General features: G+C 45.2%; 16 protein-coding genes and 1 pseudogene. 13 read left to right on the plus strand and 4 right to left on the minus strand.

What is annotated here, in order from left to right:
* Positions 1-185: 185 nt before the first annotated feature.
* From ONZ52_RS04015 to ONZ52_RS04060, 10 genes and pseudogenes are all read left to right on the plus strand, one after another.
* Positions 186-752: a 2Fe-2S iron-sulfur cluster-binding protein gene (locus ONZ52_RS04015; protein WP_265217419.1), complete on the plus strand. Its 567-nt coding sequence runs from the start codon at positions 186-188 to the stop codon at positions 750-752.
* 58 nt (positions 753-810) lie between these two features.
* Positions 811-1,254: pseudogene (locus ONZ52_RS04020) on the plus strand (FAD binding domain-containing protein); the annotation flags it as partial.
* The gene (locus ONZ52_RS04025) at positions 1,238-1,666 is read left to right on the plus strand and encodes a hypothetical protein (protein WP_265217773.1); all 429 of its coding nucleotides are present in this window, start codon (positions 1,238-1,240) and stop codon (positions 1,664-1,666) included. The pseudogene ONZ52_RS04020 and the gene ONZ52_RS04025, both read left to right, overlap by 17 nt.
* Positions 1,659-1,931: a xanthine dehydrogenase family protein molybdopterin-binding subunit gene (locus tag ONZ52_RS04030; protein WP_265217420.1), complete on the plus strand. Its 273-nt coding sequence runs from the start codon at positions 1,659-1,661 to the stop codon at positions 1,929-1,931. Before ONZ52_RS04025 ends, ONZ52_RS04030 begins: the two co-directional genes overlap by 8 nt.
* Positions 1,932-1,942: 11 nt before the next feature.
* A complete protein-coding gene (gene xdhB, locus ONZ52_RS04035) occupies positions 1,943-3,976 on the plus strand; it encodes a xanthine dehydrogenase molybdopterin binding subunit (RefSeq protein ID WP_265217421.1) in 2,034 nt (677 codons plus the stop codon).
* Positions 3,973-4,845 (plus strand): xanthine dehydrogenase accessory protein XdhC, encoded by an 873-nt coding sequence (gene xdhC / locus ONZ52_RS04040; RefSeq protein ID WP_265217422.1) that lies wholly within the window; start codon positions 3,973-3,975, stop codon positions 4,843-4,845. The genes xdhB and xdhC overlap by 4 nt, the downstream gene beginning before the upstream one ends.
* A 351-nt stretch (positions 4,846-5,196) precedes the next feature.
* The gene (locus ONZ52_RS04045) at positions 5,197-5,430 is read left to right on the plus strand and encodes a ribbon-helix-helix domain-containing protein (RefSeq protein WP_100185614.1); all 234 of its coding nucleotides are present in this window, start codon (positions 5,197-5,199) and stop codon (positions 5,428-5,430) included.
* Positions 5,431-5,613: 183 nt separating this feature from the next.
* Complete coding sequence (locus ONZ52_RS04050; protein ID WP_265217423.1) at positions 5,614-5,883, plus strand: type II toxin-antitoxin system Phd/YefM family antitoxin; 270 nt, start codon at positions 5,614-5,616, stop codon at positions 5,881-5,883.
* Complete coding sequence (locus ONZ52_RS04055; RefSeq protein ID WP_265217424.1) at positions 5,884-6,183, plus strand: type II toxin-antitoxin system RelE/ParE family toxin; 300 nt, start codon at positions 5,884-5,886, stop codon at positions 6,181-6,183.
* Positions 6,184-6,507: 324 nt separating this feature from the next.
* Positions 6,508-7,239 carry an LEM-3-like GIY-YIG domain-containing protein gene (locus ONZ52_RS04060; protein WP_265217425.1) on the plus strand — a complete coding sequence of 244 codons (732 nt, stop codon included), beginning with the start codon at positions 6,508-6,510 and terminating at the stop codon, positions 7,237-7,239.
* Positions 7,240-7,428: 189 nt separating this feature from the next.
* Here ONZ52_RS04060 and ONZ52_RS04065 read toward each other — a convergent pair whose 3' ends face one another.
* From ONZ52_RS04065 to ONZ52_RS04080, 4 genes are all read right to left on the minus strand, one after another.
* Positions 7,429-8,673, minus strand: coding sequence for a TRAP transporter permease (locus ONZ52_RS04065; RefSeq protein ID WP_265217427.1), 1,245 nt, complete (start codon positions 8,671-8,673; stop codon positions 7,429-7,431).
* 34 nt (positions 8,674-8,707) lie between these two features.
* Positions 8,708-9,325: a hypothetical protein gene (locus tag ONZ52_RS04070; RefSeq protein ID WP_265217429.1), complete on the minus strand. Its 618-nt coding sequence runs from the start codon at positions 9,323-9,325 to the stop codon at positions 8,708-8,710.
* A gap of 46 nt (positions 9,326-9,371) precedes the next feature.
* The gene (locus ONZ52_RS04075) at positions 9,372-10,367 is read right to left on the minus strand and encodes a TAXI family TRAP transporter solute-binding subunit (protein WP_265217431.1); all 996 of its coding nucleotides are present in this window, start codon (positions 10,365-10,367) and stop codon (positions 9,372-9,374) included.
* Between the two features lie 85 nt (positions 10,368-10,452).
* Entirely contained in the window at positions 10,453-11,379 is a 927-nt protein-coding gene (locus tag ONZ52_RS04080) for a dihydrodipicolinate synthase family protein (protein ID WP_265217433.1), read from the minus strand.
* Between the two features lie 146 nt (positions 11,380-11,525).
* On the opposite strand from ONZ52_RS04080, the gene ONZ52_RS04085 reads away from it, so the two are divergent.
* The 3 genes from ONZ52_RS04085 (at position 11,526) to ONZ52_RS04095 (ending at position 14,392) form a co-directional block, all read left to right on the plus strand.
* On the plus strand, positions 11,526-12,431 hold the full coding sequence (locus tag ONZ52_RS04085; protein ID WP_265217435.1) for a LysR family transcriptional regulator: 906 nt from the start codon (positions 11,526-11,528) through the stop codon (positions 12,429-12,431).
* 255 nt (positions 12,432-12,686) lie between these two features.
* Positions 12,687-13,004 carry an antibiotic biosynthesis monooxygenase family protein gene (locus ONZ52_RS04090; RefSeq protein ID WP_265217436.1) on the plus strand — a complete coding sequence of 106 codons (318 nt, stop codon included), beginning with the start codon at positions 12,687-12,689 and terminating at the stop codon, positions 13,002-13,004.
* A gap of 461 nt (positions 13,005-13,465) precedes the next feature.
* Positions 13,466-14,392 carry a hypothetical protein gene (locus tag ONZ52_RS04095; RefSeq protein ID WP_265217437.1) on the plus strand — a complete coding sequence of 309 codons (927 nt, stop codon included), beginning with the start codon at positions 13,466-13,468 and terminating at the stop codon, positions 14,390-14,392.
* Positions 14,393-14,435 lie beyond the last annotated feature (43 nt).

Genomic DNA, 14,435 nt, shown 5'->3' on the forward strand with positions numbered 1-14,435 from the left:
TTCAATGTATGTTTCGGTTGGATATAGTGTGTTTAGCGTTGCAAAATTGATTGTTCGGGGGAGGAGATTAGTTTTTAATTAAACTTTGTACGATTGGTCAGGTTTTTGCATTTCGACTATTATTATAACCACCATCATAGAGACTATTTTAATTAAGGAGAGCGCTTTGCAATTTATACTAAACGATGAGCCTCATCGACGATAACACGCTCCCTAGCGACTTTACAGCGTTGCGCTACTTAAGAGAAAAGCGTGGCTTAACGGGGACAAAAGAAGGCTGTGGATCTGGCGATTGTGGTGCATGTACGCTACTTGTTGGTGCGTTGGAAGACGGCGAACTTAGGTACTCGACACTCAATTCGTGCATTACGCCGATTCAATCCTTGGCGGGTAAACACATTGTTTCGGTGGAGTATTTATCAAAAGCTGGTGAATTGCACCCAGCTCAGCAAGCCATGGTGACGCATCACGGCTCTCAATGCGGCTTTTGTACACCGGGTTTTGTGTTGTCATTGGCGGGGCTTTATGAAAACGCGCAGCGCGCCGAGCAATCAATCGACCGCGAAGCGGTGTGCGACGCAATTTCTGGGAATCTATGCCGTTGCACAGGCTATCGTCCGATCATCGATGCGGGCTTGTCTATGAGTGACATGGCAAGCTCAGTGGAACCCTTCACTGAGCTAATGAGCCAAAATAATCAAGTCAAAACTCAGTTAGCAAGCCTGCAAAAAGAGCCCCAAAAACAGTCGTAATTACTTACAGCCGACAGATTTAGAACAACTTGCTCAGGCATTAAAAGCGAATCCAGCAGCGACCTTGATTGCGGGTGGAACAGACTTGATGCTAGAAAACACGCAACGCTATCGTGATTTTGACACCTTGATCGATGTATCTTGCGTGGCCGAGCTGAAACAGCTACACGTTGCAGAAACCACCTTGACCATCGGCGCATCCGTCACTTACAGCGAGCTGGAAGCGTTCAGTAAGACGCAGTATCCACAGATGAACGCTTTGTTAAGTCGCATAGCCTCTCGACAAATTCGTAACCGTGGCACCATTGGCGGCAACGTGGCGAACGCCTCACCGATTGCCGATTTACCTCCGCTATTGCTGGCGTTTGATGCCGACATCCAATTATTGAAAAATGACGGCAGCACCAGAGCTGTGAACATTTCGGACTTTTACCTAGGTTATAAGAAAACTCAATTAGCAAGCGATGAAATGATCGCCTCGTTTGATGTATCCCTCGGATAAGCTCGCGCAATTCCATCGTTTTTATAAAGTCTCGAAACGCATGGAAGACGATATTTCCAGTGTTATGTTGGCGGTTCGTTTTGCAGTCGATAATGGCGAATTAAGCGATGTGCGTTTGGCGTTTGGCGGCATGGCAGCGACGCCGATTCGAGGACGCAAAGCCGAAGCCGCATTGACAGGCAAACGCATTAATGACGAGCACGCGTTAAACCAGGCCATCGAAGCATTGCGCAGTGAATTAACCCCCATGAGCGATATGCGAGCCAGCGCGGCATATCGTTTAGACATGGCATGCAACCTGATTCGCAAGGCATGGTTAGAGCTGAATGGTACCGACGTGGTGACTTTCTCAGGCCATGCTGTCAGTGACTCAATTTTATCGACAGGTTTGGAGGCAAGCACTCATGCGTAAACTGCCACAAGATTTTGCTATCTCTTCTCAAAAAGGCCTTTTGCCGATCCATGAATCGGCGATTAAACACGTAACAGGCCAAGCGATTTACATTGACGATATGCCGGAATGGCCAAATGAATTGCATGTGGCGACGGGCTTATCGACGGAAGCGCACGCGGATATTGTGTCGATCAATTTGGATAAAGTCCGTGCCTATCCCGGCGTGGTGGATGTGATTGTGCAAGCAGACATTCCTGGTGATCCAGACGTTTCCCCGTATTAAGCGGGGATTTAATGTTGGCGGGTAATTTCGTGCATTACATTGGGCAACCGATTTTTGCCGTGGCTGCCACCAGTTTGCGCGCGGCGAAACAAGCCGTACGGTTAGCCGAGATTGTCTATCAACCGCGAGAAGCAACCTTGCATCCTCGTCAATCATTAGAGCGCCAAGAGTTTGTGCTACCCACCCATACCATTCAATGTGGTAATGCCACGGAAGCCATGGCAGCGGCGCCGCGTCGGATTAAGTCGGATTTGTATATCAAAGGCCAAGAACATTTTTACCTAGAAGGGCAAATCAGTGTGGCCGTTCCCAATGAAGACGGCGGAGTGCAGGTATTTGCGTCTTCCCAGCATCCTGCCGAAGTGCAAAAGCTGGTGGCTCGAGTTTTGGGTTTGCCTGTTGCGCAGGTGCTTGTTGAAGTGCGTCGTATGGGCGGCGGCTTTGGCGGTAAAGAATCGCAAGCCGCTGTACTTGGCTGTACCGCTGCCGTATTGGCTGTGCGTAATGGTTGTCCGGTGAAATACCGTATGCCACGCCAAGATGACATGGTACAAACGGGCAAACGTCATGATTTTTGGAACAGCTACCAAGTGGGCTTTTCCGATGAAGGGGAAATCCTCGCGGCAGAATACGACATGGTCGGCAAATGTGGCTGTACGGCAGACCTGTCCGACGGCGTGGTCGACCGCGCGATGTTTCATGCCGACAATGCTTACTTTTTACCGAATGCTCGCATCAGTGGTTATCGCGGCAAAACGCATACGGTGTCTAATACTGCTTTCCGAGGTTTTGGTGGACCTAAAGGCGTTTTGTTGGCGGAAAACGTCATCGAAGAAATCGCCTGTGCGGTAGGCAAAGATGCCTTAGATATTCGCAAACTGAATTGTTATCAAGCCGGTAAAGACACCACGCCGTATGGGCAAAAAGTTGACGACGATGTGTTGCTGACGCTGATGGAAGAATTGGAAGCCAGCTCGGATTACCGTGCGCGTCGCCAAGCGATTAATGCCTTTAACAAGCAAAACCCTTTCTTGAAAAAGGGACTGGCGCTGACACCCGTAAAATTCGGTATATCCTTTACCTCGAAACACCTAAACCAAGGCGGCGCCTTGCTGCATGTTTACACCGATGGCAGCGTGCATGTGAGCCACGGCGGAACAGAAATGGGGCAGGGGCTTTATACCAAGGTAGCGCAAATTGTTGCCAAAGCCTTTGGTATAGATTACCAGCGCGTTAACGTCGGCTCGACTCGTACCGACAAAGTCCCCAACGCCTCGCCCACTGCGGCATCAGCAGGCACGGATTTGAACGGCATGGCAGCATTGGATGCAGCGATGACGATTAAAGGTCGCTTGCAAGAATTCGCCATGGAGCATTTTGGTATCGCCGCCGATGCCTTCGCTATTGAAGACGATCAAGTCATTTTAGGCAGCGAGACCATGAGCTTCCCTGAATTTATCAAACTGGCCTACATGAACCGCGTGTCTTTATCGTCTACCGGTTTTTATAAAACGCCAAAAATTGGTTACGACCGCAAAGCCGCCAAAGGTCGACCCTTCTTGTATTACGCCAATGGCGCCGCAGTGGCAGAAGTGATCGTCGATACCTTTACCGGCGAATACAAAGTCACTCAAGTGGATATCCTTCACGACGTGGGGGATTCAATTAACGCGGACATCGACATCGGACAAATCGAAGGCGCGTTTGTGCAAGGCATGGGCTGGCTCACCTCAGAAGAACTCAGCTGGGATGATAAAGGCCGTATCACCACCAACAGCCCAGCGAATTATAAAATCCCAACCTCGGCGGACATTCCAGAAAAATTCACCGTCAAACTCTTTGATCGTGCCAACAGCGAAGAATCCGTCTATCGCTCTAAAGCCGTGGGTGAACCGCCATTGATGCTGGGGATTTCCGTTTGGTGCGCGTTAAAAGACGCCTGTGCTTCGGTCGCTGACCATAAATTCTCGCCACCATTGGCCGTGCCAGCGACACCAGAAGCGGTATTTTACGCCATGCAAGCGGCTAAGGAAGCCAGCCTATGATGTCTTCCATGAGTTGGGTTCATGCTTTACAGGAAGTAGAAAAAGCAGGGCAGGCTTGGGTGATCGCCACCGTGATCGGCACCCAAGGTTCTGCGCCGCGGGAATCCTCCAGCAAGATGATCATTACCGAGGAACACAGCTTCGACACCATCGGCGGCGGACAGCTGGAATACGCTGTCTGCCAAAAAGCCCGCGCCATGTTGCAAGATGCGTCTTCGCCTTCTCATCTGCTGGAACACTTTCCCCTCGCCGCCAAAACCAACCAATGTTGCGGCGGCGCGGTCAGCGTATTGTTGGAATATTTTCCAGAACCCGCCGACAAAATTACCATCTTTGGTATGGGACACGTAGCGACCACCTTGGTCAATGTATTGGGCAACATGCAGGCGAAAATCTCATGGGTCGACAGCCGTGAGAACCTAGCTCAAGACCACAATATTAAAGGTCTTCCGAGCAACGTCACACCGTTTTTGTATGAATCCATGTTGGAACACATCGACCACATGAGCCATAACGAAATCGCCTTAGTCATGACCCACGACCACGCCTTGGACTATCAGCTAGTGGAAGCATTATTGGATCGAAAAGACTGCCGATTCATCGGCCTAATCGGCTCGAAAACCAAAGCCCTACGCTTCAAAAAACGCCTCGTCAGCGCCTCCTTCAGCCAAGCCGAAATCGACTCAGTACATTGCCCAGTAGGACTAAACGAAATTACAGGCAAAAAGCCCTTCGAAATCGCCATCTCCATCGCAGGGCAGATTATCCAAATCACCCAAACCAAAACAGAAACGAAAAAGCGCAGCGGACTGACTTGGAAAGAAATCAACAACGCTTTAAGTGACGTGAAAGAAAGCTCAGTGGTTTAGTTAGCAGATTAAAATGAGCTTTTGGGGTTGAATTGAAACAAATGACATTCCTTCCTCGCTGTATTTTTAAAGAAAAGTACCGCCTACCTCGTAGGAATGTCATTTTTCAATTCTAGCTTGTTTAGCGGTGGTTAAAGTCTTTTGATCTCGTTCTTGGCGTTGGCCTTGCTCCACATCAACCTTGTAAGTTGTTGATTTAACTTTTTTGTAAGTCGCGGCGTTAGCCCGACAACGTAATTTTCCCTCCCCTTATGTCTTCCAAGGGGAGGGCGAGGGAGGGGTTATTACTTTGGTGCTTTTACGTTATAACGCTACAATGTAAAGGCTACAAAGGAATCGTCGAGGCATAACATGAGTAATTTATCAAAGCGTTCAACCGTTTATTTTGAACCAGATACCCTCAAAGCGCTAAAAATGCGAGCGGCATCATCGGATGTCTCTATTTCAGAACTAATTGATGAAGCGGTACGCTTGCTGATGAGAGAAGATCAAGAAGACCTTATAGCCATATCAGAGCGTTCAGATGAGCCAGAAATGTCTTATGAAGACTTTCTGAGTGAATTAAAAATTGATGGCAAAATATAAAATCTGTATCAAAGTGCTTCAATAACCCAAAGTGTCGAGCCCCTTTTCCTCCAACGTACTATCAGAAACAACAAGCCTTTATGGAAAAGGGCTTTGACCCGACTTCCGCGAGCATTATGCTCCTTGACCGCACCTGTTAACGGGTGCTACTAATAGCACTTAATTGCCCACTAGGTAGCCACTATGCAGATTAAATTTTCCGAGGATGTCATTCCTCTATCAGACCTTAAAATCAACCCTGGAAAGGTAGTTGGTCGAACGCAGGAAACGCATCGCCCAATTTTGCTTACCAGTCGTGGCCGTGGCGTAGCGGTTGTTCAGGGGCTAGAAGATTATGAGAAAAACGCGGAGGAACTGCAGTTTGTAAAAGCGGTAGCAAAGGGACTTATGGATGTTCGCGAAGGCAACACTGTCTCCTTGGAGGACGCCAAGAAAACCTTGGGTATCAAGTAAATGGAAATACGCATTGCACAGTCTGCTCTTGAAGATTTACAGGCTATTCAGGTGTATTACAGAGAGGAGGGTGTGCCACATATCGGTGAGGACTTCGTAACTGCTATCTTGAAGCGTTGCGGCATGCTTCAAATTCACCCCGATGCAGGCCGAATTGTTCCTGAATTCAACATGGATCATATTCGCGAACTGATAAACGCGCCATTTCGGGTTGTCTACCTCAGACAAGCTAAAGAGATTGTGCTCATACGCGTCTGGCGAAGTGAGCGGCAGCTTGAATTGACAGAAAATGAAACATAAGCAAACAACTTCGCATCCCAACCCACCCGTAGGGCATCGTAAGCGGAGCGTAATGTGCCGCGAAAGCGAAGCTTTCTTTAATGTAAATAGTTATTTTACCACCCCATAATCTATTTTATGAGCCAGTGTTTTAAAGGTTTTTTTGGATAAACGTAACGCTTACAAGGCGCTTTTTTCGTTAATTTATGGCTTATTAAAAACGGCTGTACCTTTTTTCTGTACTGATTTTCTTGAATAGTTTAATGTGAGTTTCAATTAATCATTTGGCTACTTCATCCTTTCAGGTTGAGTGTGCTTTCACGTTATTAAAGAATAAGGATGTTTATGACAGACTCAAAAATGGATTCATTTCCCCCAGAAGTGGCTGAAAAACTCCAATACTATGTCTATCGATTGATTGATCCTAGAAATGGAGAAACTTTTTATATTGGTAAGGGAAAAGGTAATCGTGTCTTTGCTCACGTGCGAGGTGATATAGAAGATGATTCGTTATCGGAGAAAATGACTAGAATCCGATCTATTCATCTCGCAGGTTTTGATGTTGCCCATGTTATTCATCGACATGGTTTATCCGAAAGCTCAGCCTTTGAGGTTGAAGCCGCACTAATTGACGCCTATCCTGGAATCACTAATATCATGGATGGGCATGGAAACAGTGATTTTGGTGCGATGCACTCATCTGAGATTATAAAGCGCTATTCTGCAGAAACAGCTAAGTTTGAGCACAAGGTTCTACTTATAAGTGTTAACCGTACTGCATTGGACAGTTCCCTTTATGAAGCAACTCGCTATGCTTGGCGCTTGAGTCAAAAGAAAGCGAGTCAGGCAGAGGTTGTACTGGCTACAGTACAAGGCTTGATTGTAGGTGCTTTTATTGCAGAAGAGTGGCTCGAAGCAAATTCAGACAATTTCTCAGGCAGGGAAAGTGTTGAAGGACGTTATGGCTTTAAAGGTGGCGAAGCGCCAATAAATATACAACAGCAATATGTTGGTAAGCGAGTTCCAGATGAGTACCGAAAAAAAGGTGCTTCGAATCCTATAAAATACACTTGGTAATTATAAGTCGTGCGACTAATGGAATTTAAGCTCAGATGAAAATAGTGTTTTTTCATCTGACCCTAAATTCCAGCCAATAACAATTAGTGCCAGATGTAAATTAAACTTTATTTTCATCTGACACTAATCCAAAAAAAAGCCCTTTCAATCCGAAAGGGCTTTTTTAGGTTATTTGAATATACCCTTTATTTAGTGTGATTTAACGAATGAGTTAATGCGGGACTCCTTATTTTTTGTTAACCAGTGATAAGCCAAATAAACAAGGCTGGTTCCAATGGCTATAAGCCAGATAACACTTGCTGTTTGAGAAATCATTGCGAAGAATCCACATGCCATCATTATGATGCGTTCCAGTTTGTTCATTCTTCTTTTTGCAAACCCTATGACACCAATTGCCCAGATGACGGTTGAAAATATCAATCCAACGCCAGCCAATAAAATATCTACATAACTTCCTATAAACAGGAGCGCCTCGTCAGCAAGGAAGGCAAATGGAATGAGGAAGGCCACAGCACAGATTTTAAAGGCTTCTACACTGGTTCTCATGGCATCTGTATTAGCAACGCCGGCCGCGGCAAAAGACGCCAATGATACCGGCGGTGTTACCATCGAAAGGACGCAAAAATACATAACAAAGAAATGCGCTTGCAGCTCACTAACACCAAGCTCTTTAAGGGCTGGAACATACAATACTGCGCCAATAATGTACGCCGCAACAGTAGGAAGTCCCATTCCCATGATGATGCAGCCAAGCACTATCATGATTAAAGAAACCGTGTAAGAACCGCCTCCCATATCAATGAGTCCTGAGGCAAATTTCAGTGCTAGGTTAGATTGTATCGCGACTGAGACAACTAACCCTATTGCCATAATGGGACAAGCGATTTTTGCCGCTTGAATACCAGAGTCCAGTACCATTTGTGGGATGTTTTTTAGGTCGTAGCGTGTGTCCTTGCTTAAAAATGGCGCGATGAAACAGGTTATCGTGGCCCACACAACAGAAATTTGTGCGGAATATCCCATGACTAAGCCAATAACCAGTACCACAGGTGGCAGTAGCATGTTTAATCTGGGGAAGATGGATTTAATTTCATTGATATCTTCATCATTAAGCGTACCGGTATTGGTTTTGTTGGCATGGATTCCCGCAAAGACAAACAAGGAAAAGTAGAAGGCAAGTGCTGGGAAAATGCCCGCTAATGCGATATTGGTATAAGAGGTGGCAAGCATTTCTGCCATCACGAAGGCCGCGATCCCCATGATGGGCGGCATGAGTTGACCTCCTGTGGAAGCAATGGCCTCATAAGCCGCTGCTTTTTCTGGTGTTATGCCTGTTCGCTTCATTAATGGGATGGTAAATACGCCTGTTGCTGTCACATTGGCGACCGCACTGCCAGAAATGGTCCCCATCAAGCTAGAGCCAATAATGGCCACTTTGGCACCGCCTCCCTTGGATTTTCCAACCAGCTTAATGGCGAGGCTCTATAAAGAGCCGTCCACCACCAACTGAACTGTAAACCACGCCAAAGACGATGAAGTAAAAAATAAAGTTGGTAGAGGTTGCGGTGGTGACACCCAAGATGCCACTGGTTGTCATGCCAAAAATCTCGCTCCATTCTGTCCACGAAATATTGCTAAAGCTCATTTGTCCTGGTAGCAAATAGCCAAACACGCCATAGAGCAAAAACGTAATAATGACAATTAACAGAACATAGCCAACGGTTCTTCGAACGGCTTCTAAAAGTAAGCCGATCAAGATGGTACAAATGACAATGTCATAAGTTTCAATGGGGGAGACATTTTCAATTCGGCTAGAAAGCCTTTCACTTTCGAAGTAGTAGTAACAACCAACCACAACGACCAAGGCAAACATAAGCACCGAAATGGCTTTGTTTAAGGTTGATGATGGTTTGGTTTTTAAAAAGGGTGTGGAAAGAAAAGCGATCGCTAAAGTCAGTACTAAATGCGTTGCGCGCTCAACTAAGGGAAGATCTGGATTAAATAAAATCCAGTATTGGTAAGCCAACAACCCAAGTGCTAACCAAGCACAAGGGTCGAGCATGTATCTACGAACAAATTTTTGCATGTTTTACACCTGATTTTTATATTTATTGTTGAGGCTTAGCACGACATTATTTTAACAGGCCAATTTCTTTGTAATAACGAATGGCGCCTGGGTGCAAACGAATACCATTTTTTTCCGGCTTAGCCGCATCTTCAAGCTTAAATGCCTTCCAAGCTTTAAAGTCATTGCTGAGCTGGTCCATATTTTCAATGACAATTTTGGTGATTGAGTAGGCGGTATCATCACTCATTTTCGAACTGACGATTAAGTGCGTACCAAAATCTCCGCCAATATTACTGTCAGTTTGTGCATCAAACCATTTTCCGTAGCTGCCTTTTTGTAGACCTAGCGAGGCCATGACGTCCAACGCTCTTTCTGACATGTCTAAGAACTCAATGTCACCAGTTAAGCTGATTTCAGTAATAGACGGGTGTCCTTGTAAAATGGTATCAAAATAAAGATCTACCCGTTTATCTCTGATTAACCCGGACATTTGTGAGGAATCCACTTGGAGGATACTGCCACCTTGGGATTTAATCTTATCTCTATCTAAGCCATAGGCAGCGAGAATGGCTTCCACAACGGGAGGAATATTAGAGCCAGCAGGTTTCATCATAATGTTTACTGGACGGTCTGATTTCAAAATATCATCCAAAGACTTGAAACCATTTTCTTGCATATATTCTTTGCGAACGATGGCGCCGATATAAACAGGATTGAGGCCGCCTACTAAAGAACGAATATGTGTCGCTGAATTTCCTTGGTACAGCAACATACCTTCAGAAGCCCAGCGAGAAGTGGCCACGTTTGATAACGCAATATCTGCCTTGCCAGATTCAACCACCATGGGATTGGCCACACCGCCGCCGCGGGCAATGATCTCAATATTTAATTTGGAATCTTTTTCTTGCACCATCCTTTGGATGGCCGCAGCGCCAACATACCAACCTGATCCAACAGGCATTGCGCCTAGTTTTAATTCTTCAGCTTGGGTAGGTAGCGAAAGTACACTTGTAAAAATAAGAGCTGAAGCAAGCAGAGAAAACTTATTAATTATTTTCATTATCTTGTTCTCCTTAATTAAGGGCAGCCGTGACCGCCCTTATGAAAATGTATTTCAGTGTATTTAAGGCAATATAATTTTTCTATTAAATTATACCTGCAGAGCGTAATGCGTCCGCAATTTCAACGTCTGCTCCTTCGGCAAGAGGTAAAAGCGGAGAACGTACCGTTGCGTGCTCCAAAATGCCTCGAGCAACCAAGGCGTGTTTTAGTGCCACAGTACCTTCCATGTGAGATCCACGGTGATAGACGTTTTTAGTGACTGGCAAAAGTTGATCGTGAATGGCTCTAGCCGTAGGGTAATCTTTGGCTTTACCCGCTTCGATCAGTTTAACCAATAATTCTGGTGCCACGTTACCGTAACCAACCAAAAGACCATCGACATCAAACATAGTGTGCAATAGATATTCGTCATGGCAGCTTAGAATCTGCAGGTCTGGTCGTTCTGCACGAATCACTGGGATTTCAGTGTCCCATCTTTTCATATTACGGACACCGTTTTTCATCGCAAAAACACCAGGTTGAGCGGAAATTTCAAGCTGTGTTTCTAGATCGTAAGTACATTTTGTCGCGTCTGGATATTGGAATAGGATTAGCGGTAAACCACTGTCTTCATAGCAGGCTCTGTATTTGTCTTGTGGCGCGCCTTTTTGATAACCAAATCGTAGCCAGCCGTGTGAAGGGTACAATAAACCGGCTTTTGCACCTGCTTCCACCGCATTGCGACATTCTGCCGCCGCGACTTCTGTGCCTTCTCTGGTGATGCCCGCGATGATAGGGATTTCATCGTTAACCGATTCAACAAATGCTTCGATCACTTTCATTTGTTCTTTTTCAGATAGGAATGTGCCTTCACCAGCATGCCCCAAAACAGTAAGGCTTTTCACGCCATCAACACTTTTCAGCCATGAACCAAGTTTTTGAATTGCCTTGAAGTCGACAGTGCCATCGCGATTAAAAGGAGTGACAGGAGCAGGGTTCAGTCCACGAAGGTCTATATCAATTTTATTCATTAGATTTACCTTTAATTATTATGTTGTTGGTTTTGTGTGGCTCTGTTTGGGTTAAGAGCACGTAAATTAGGATAGAATTTGTTTTGCTATGTGAATACTGTGAAAGTAGTATTTCTGATATGTATAAAACGTATGGGTTGTAGGGCATGAATTACGAAGTATGGAAAACCTTTGTCGACGTTTGTGAACTGGGGAGCTTGAGTAAAGTGGCGTCGCTTCATGGTATTAGCCAGCCGCAAGTGAGTCGCCAAATGAAGACAATTGAAGAGGCGTTTAATTGTCAGCTATTTATACGAACGGGCAGAGGGGTCGAACTCACTGACTTGGGAAAACGCATAGAACCCGAGGTCAGGAACTGGTTACAGCATACGGAACAGCTTGAAAACAGCATCCGAAACACCTCGGGCATTCCTATTGGCAAAGTGAGATTGGCAATTATGCCATCAACGGCGGCGCCATGGCTAAGAGAAGTGTATAAACTTGCCAAAGAGCGCTACCCAGGAATACAGCTAGAGGTTAGAGAAGCGCAGGGCAATCAATTGGAAAACTGGCTAGAAGAAGGGCGTGTTGACTTGGCGTTACTGTTTCGACATTCCATCGATGATAAAGGTGGCGATATTTACTTACGTGACACTGCGACCTTTTTAGTTGGCCCTCCCAATGACCCATTAACGGCGAATCCTACCATTGAGTTCAGCGAAATAAATGGCATTCCACTAACGTTATTTTGTCGTCCTAGTAGCTGGAGAGATAGATTGGACGTACTAGCAAGACGATACGAGATCGAACTGAATGTGGTACTGGAAGCCGACTCATTATCACTTCAGACCCATGCGGTCGCTTCTGATAAATGCTATGCAATGCTAGGTGCTTACGCCAGTGAATCCGCGCGTAATCTATTGGGCTTATCCGTTTCTCGTATCATTGCACCAGGCATTAAACGATACCTAGCATTATCTATGTCACCGCACGGGCAATTGACCCTCGCCATCAAAAAAGTCAAAGAACTCATCAAAGAAGTATCGGAAAAATACCCACCAGGATTTGAGTAAAGGTTAATGTTGCTTTTTTTAACTCTCTCTTTGCGTTCGCCTTGCATCACATCAATCGCTATCTTCAATCCTTGTGCACAACTTGAATATACAATTGATTCTTTATCACTAGGGTTTTTGACTGCCTTGTTTGATAAGTAATCAAAAACTGCGAGCTTTTACTGGTGACTGATTAGAAAGTCTCTTAGTATCAATGGATAAAGAGAATAGCGCGCATGCGTATGAACATAATGTTGAATACCCAAAGGAGCAAAGATGTCTCTCATCGCGAACACACCTAATCCGCCATACTACGCGGTAATTTTTACATCTCACCGCACTGAAGGTGATAGCGGTTATGGTCAAATGGCAGATCGAATGGTCGAACTAGCTTCAAAACAACCAGGTTTTTTAGGCATAGAATCGGCACGAGAGGATGTTGGAATTACAGTGTCATATTGGTCTGATCTTGAGTCCATCAGGCAGTGGAAAGCACATGCCGAGCATCAACAAGCCCAAAAACTTGGCCATGAAAAATGGTACTCATCATTCAAAACTCGCATATCGAAGGTAGAGCGCGACTACGGTATTTAGCAAACCAATGCATCCTATCTCAATACGCTGCGCTTCTTTGGGTGCCTTATTGAGGTGTTAGCTATTTTCCGGAATTTAGGGTCAGATGAAAAATAGCAATCGTTAGCACTTGGTGCTATCAGTGTATAAAGCGGATCAGGTCATACTGGCTGAGGGAATTACTTGCCTCTTTGGTTAAATCGCGCTACAAAAGAGCAAATAAAGAATCGACATAGCGGCGATCAAAGACCATCTGAAGCGGCATCGTCCAAACAGATTTTGGTATCTAGCGAGTTATATAACAGGGAAGTCCTACCATGAAAAAAGCAAATCCCCTATATAGACAACGCAGCCGTTCAACAGTGGGTTATAGCCGCAGCTACGCTGCTGTATAACCCTTAATTGTTAACCAGACTGAACAATCATGCGATGTGGTGAAGGGAATGGTAAGGAAGACAATAATAACTGGCAATGGATTAGGCATGGCAATTAATCCACGAGCTTTTTCTTTAAGTACCGCATTGCAGGAAGTCTGGGATGAAGAGCACATACTTACTGACGATGATAAAAAGCTGATTTCCAAATGTATTAGACACGATGGCGCGCCAAGAAGTGAAGATGAGTTAGATGTTTTGCATCTTTCGGTTGCGTCCTGTGATCTGCTTGAAAGCATAGCCGAGCCAGAGCACAACATTCATTGGCTGTCTGAGATAGGTAGACGTTTTCCAGTAGCCACAAGGAATTATATCCATAAAGTTTCCAGCTATTTTCATGGGCGAAACGTTTCTTTACCAGAATTCTTTGCCGATCCTCTTGTTGAGTTCGTGAGAGAAACTAAATCACATGTTGCGACGCTTAATTATGATTCTTTGATTTATGATAGGTTTATAGAAAGCGGTATTTTGAATGGCTACAATGGATTTCTCATTGATGGGATGCTTGATAGCGGTTTTTCAGAAAATGCATTGGAACGCCGTCATGGGAATAACTTCGGTTACTATATGCACCTGCACGGGTCCCCTTTATTCTATGATGATAATGGTGTCACGAGAAAGCTATCGCGTTACTACTTAAATGTAAATCAGCAAGAGCATGGCCGCCATATCGTGCTTACTCATGTAAAGCATAAAGTTTCAGTCATAAATAGCTCGGAAGTTCTTTCTGCATACTGGCGATATCTTGGCTTTTGCCTCGGGGAGTCAGATGAAATTATATTGTTTGGATATTCAGGGCTGGATAAGCACTTGAATAAGCTTCTTCAGCCTTATTCGGAAACAAGGTGTGTGAGGGTTGTTGAGTGGGATGGTACTGGGAAGAATGCAGAGAGGCTCAGTTTTTGGAGAGGGGTTATAGGTCGTAAAGTTGAGTTGTTGCAGTTTGAATCAATTCTTAATTTTAATGAGTGGTAAGGGTTAACAATGCCAAGCACAGCGACAGCTTTTTCCTTGCGGC

This window comes from Marinomonas rhodophyticola (assembly GCF_026113935.1).
GTDB classification, from domain to species: Bacteria; Pseudomonadota; Gammaproteobacteria; order Pseudomonadales; family Marinomonadaceae; genus Marinomonas; species Marinomonas rhodophyticola.